The 3170-nt window shown below is 47.4% G+C and carries 2 protein-coding genes; both read left to right on the top strand.

The window, feature by feature from the left end; all coding sequences use genetic code 11:
• The first annotated feature begins 525 nt into the window (after positions 1 to 525).
• Positions 526 to 2037, top strand: a complete 1512-nt coding sequence (gene ilvA, locus IM500_RS07795; protein WP_190723088.1) for a threonine ammonia-lyase, biosynthetic — start codon at positions 526 to 528, stop codon at positions 2035 to 2037.
• Between the two features lie 28 nt (positions 2038 to 2065).
• A complete protein-coding gene (gene rsmH, locus IM500_RS07790) occupies positions 2066 to 2944 on the top strand; it encodes a 16S rRNA (cytosine(1402)-N(4))-methyltransferase RsmH (protein WP_287738078.1) in 879 nt (292 codons plus the stop codon).
• The last annotated feature ends 226 nt before the right edge of the window (positions 2945 to 3170 follow it).

Below are 3170 nucleotides of genomic sequence, written 5' to 3'. Positions count from 1 at the left end.
GTACATAAATTGGTACAAAAAAAGAGGGCAAGAAAGCCTGAAACGACCGGCTACTGACGACCGACGACCGACGACCGACTCCTAACCCCACCAACAAACTTTTTGCCGCAAACCCTATTTATTCCCCCTTTTGCATGAGTGCCTGTCCTTATAAGTAGCCTATGCTCAACGGATTTAGTATGATAAAGAGTATGAGCGATTAAAAGCTTATGCAGAGAAAGAAGGAGTATCAATGGCAGAGATTCCGCAGGACTATATCAAAACTTTGGATACAACGGGATAAATCCCTTAGTCTCGCTCCACAGCCGGTTCCGTTAAAACGGACTGGCTATCTCTGGCTCGGCAATTTTTTCGCTATTGACGGCCTTTGATGATGAATGTCAAGAACTCCCCAATGATTCCGTGTTGAAGGGGAGCAAAAAGCTGACGGCTGACAGCTGATAGCTCTTTATTGCTAACCGGACTGACGATGATCTATTCTGTATCCTAGCCTGACTCGCCAATCCCCACCGCCAAAAAAGAATAATGTACTGCGATTACCTGGTTCAAATCCTCACCGCACGCGTCTACGATGTCGCCCAAGAAACCCCCTTGGAACTTGCCCCCAATCTCTCCCAACGCTTGCACAATCAGCTTTTACTCAAGCGCGAGGATATGCAGTCGGTTTTCTCCTTTAAACTGCGCGGCGCATACAACAAAATGGCGCATTTGTCAAGGGATTTGTTACAAAAAGGTGTAATTGCTGCTTCGGCGGGAAATCATGCCCAGGGAGTCGCTTTGGGGGCGCGGCAATTGGGAACCCAAGCGATTATCGTTATGCCTGTCACCACTCCGCAAGTCAAAATCGACGCGGTAAAAGCCCGGGGCGGGATTGTCGTCCTGCACGGTGACACCTACGATGATGCCTACACCTACGCGCAGCAGTTAGAAGCGGAAAAAGGCTTAACTTTTATCCATCCCTTCGATGACCCGGAGGTAATCGCCGGCCAGGGTACGATCGGTATGGAAATTTTACGACAATATCAGCAACCGATCGAGGCGATTTTTGTCGCTATTGGTGGCGGTGGCTTAATATCAGGTATTGCAGCCTATGTCAAGCGTTTACGTCCAGAAATTAAAATTATCGGGGTGGAACCTGTGGACTCAGACGCGATGAATCAATCCCTAAAAGCCGGTTATCGGCTGCGTTTGTCCCAAGTGGGATTATTTGCCGATGGGGTGGCGGTGCGCGAGGTGGGAGAGGAGACTTTTCGTCTCTGTCAGCAGTATGTGGACGAGATTATCCTCGTGGATACGGATGATATCTGTGCGGCGATTAAGGATGTTTTTCAAGATACACGCTCGATTTTAGAACCTGCGGGGGCGTTAGCGGTAGCAGGAGCGAAAGCTTATGTAGAAAGAGAAGGAATTGAGGATAAAACCCTCGTTGCTGTGGCTTGTGGGGCGAATATGAACTTTGATCGTCTGCGGTTTGTGGCGGAAAGGGCCGAATTAGGGGAACGGCGCGAGGCGTTGTATGCTGTGACTATTCCCGAACAACCGGGCAGTTTACGGCGTTTTTGCGAATGTGTCGGCAAACGCAATTTAACCGAATTTAGTTATCGCATTGCCGATGAAAAAGAAGCACATATTTTTGTCGGCGCCCAGATCGAAAATCGCACTGATGCCAAGAAATTAGCCGAGAGTTTTGAAGCTTGCGGCTTTAAAACCCTCGATATTAGCGATGATGAATTGACTAAATTGCATCTGCGCCACATGGTGGGAGGGCGATCGCATTTAGCCGATCATGAATTATTTTACCGCTTCGAGTTTCCCGAACGACCGGGGGCTTTAATGAAATTTGTCGCCTCCATGAGTCCCCACTGGAATATCAGCGTTTTCCATTATCGCAATAACGGGGCCGATTACGGGCGCATCGTCGTGGGCATACAAGTCCCCCCCGATGAAATGAATCAATGGCAAGCTTTTCTCGATACTCTCGGCTATCGCTATTGGGATGAAAGTCAAAACCGGGCCTATCAGTTATTTTTAGGTTAAATCGCCATTTTCAGGAAGTTATCAGCAGATGAATCAAGATTTTCTCCATATTTCCGTTTTGAGTCAAGAATTAATCGCCGGTTTAAATATTCAACCCGGGGGGCATTATCTCGATCTTACCCTCGGGGGTGGTGGACACAGCCGCCTGCTTTTAGAAGCCCATCCCGAAACCACAGTAACCGCCATCGATCGCGATCAAAGCGCCCTAGAAGCCGCTAAAATTAGTCTCGCTCCCTATCTAGATAGCCGTTTAACCCTCTGGTGGGGGAACTTCGCCGATTATAATGGACAAAATAGCAGTTTTGATGGCATTATCGCCGATTTAGGAGTCAGTTCTCCCCAATTCGATCAGAGCGAGCGCGGCTTTAGTTTTCGCCACACGGCAGCCTTAGATATGCGGATGGATCGCTGTCAATCCCTAACGGCAGCCGATATTATCAACCATTGGCACGAAAAAGAATTAGCAGATCTTTTTTATCAATACGGAGAAGAACGTTTATCTCGTCCTATTGCTCGCTCGATCGTCCAAAAACGTCCCTTTACTACCACCACTGAATTAGCGGCTGTCATCGCTAGTTCTGTACCCGCTAGTTACCGTTATGGACGTATTCATCCGGCAACGCGGGTTTTTCAATCCCTACGCATCGCTGTTAATCAAGAATTAGATTCTCTGCAAAAATTGTTAAATCAAGCCCCCCACTGGCTAAAATCCGGGGGAATTATCGCTATGATCAGTTTTCATAGTCTAGAAGATCGTCTGATCAAGTATGGCTTTCGCGAAGATAATTCCTTGAAAATTATCACGAAAAAGCCGATTATTCCCAGCCGAGAAGAACAGGCTAAAAACCCTCGTTCTCGTTCGGCTAAACTAAGAATAGCCCAAAAGATCGAATCAGAGGTTATCTGATAGCAGTTATCTTAATTGTGAGGTACAAACTCTCTGGTTTTGGGGAGTCGTTATCTTGAAGATAAAGGCTGTGGTAAATTGACACTCCCGTCGCGCTTATGCGAGGGATTCTTGGTTCACTGACTCAAGTTGTCTTAGCAGGTATTTCTACCAACCAAAATAGAGCTTAAATCTCCCCAAGCGTTTAGGTCTAACGACCAGCTTCCGATATGCCCTATCGTAGCTT

Origin of the sequence: Microcystis sp. M179S2, assembly GCF_020245805.1 — a bacterium.
Classification (GTDB): domain Bacteria; phylum Cyanobacteriota; class Cyanobacteriia; order Cyanobacteriales; family Microcystaceae; genus Microcystis; species Microcystis aeruginosa.
This window is presented reverse-complemented; position numbering and strand designations above follow the sequence as displayed.

Bases quoted from the DNA above. Each gene is read 5' to 3' on its own strand.
- ilvA (WP_190723088.1), top strand. From the start codon at position 526: ATGTACTGCGATTACCTGGTTCAAATCCTCACCGCACGCGTCTACGAT.
- rsmH (WP_287738078.1), top strand. From the start codon at position 2,066: ATGAATCAAGATTTTCTCCATATTTCCGTTTTGAGTCAAGAATTAATC.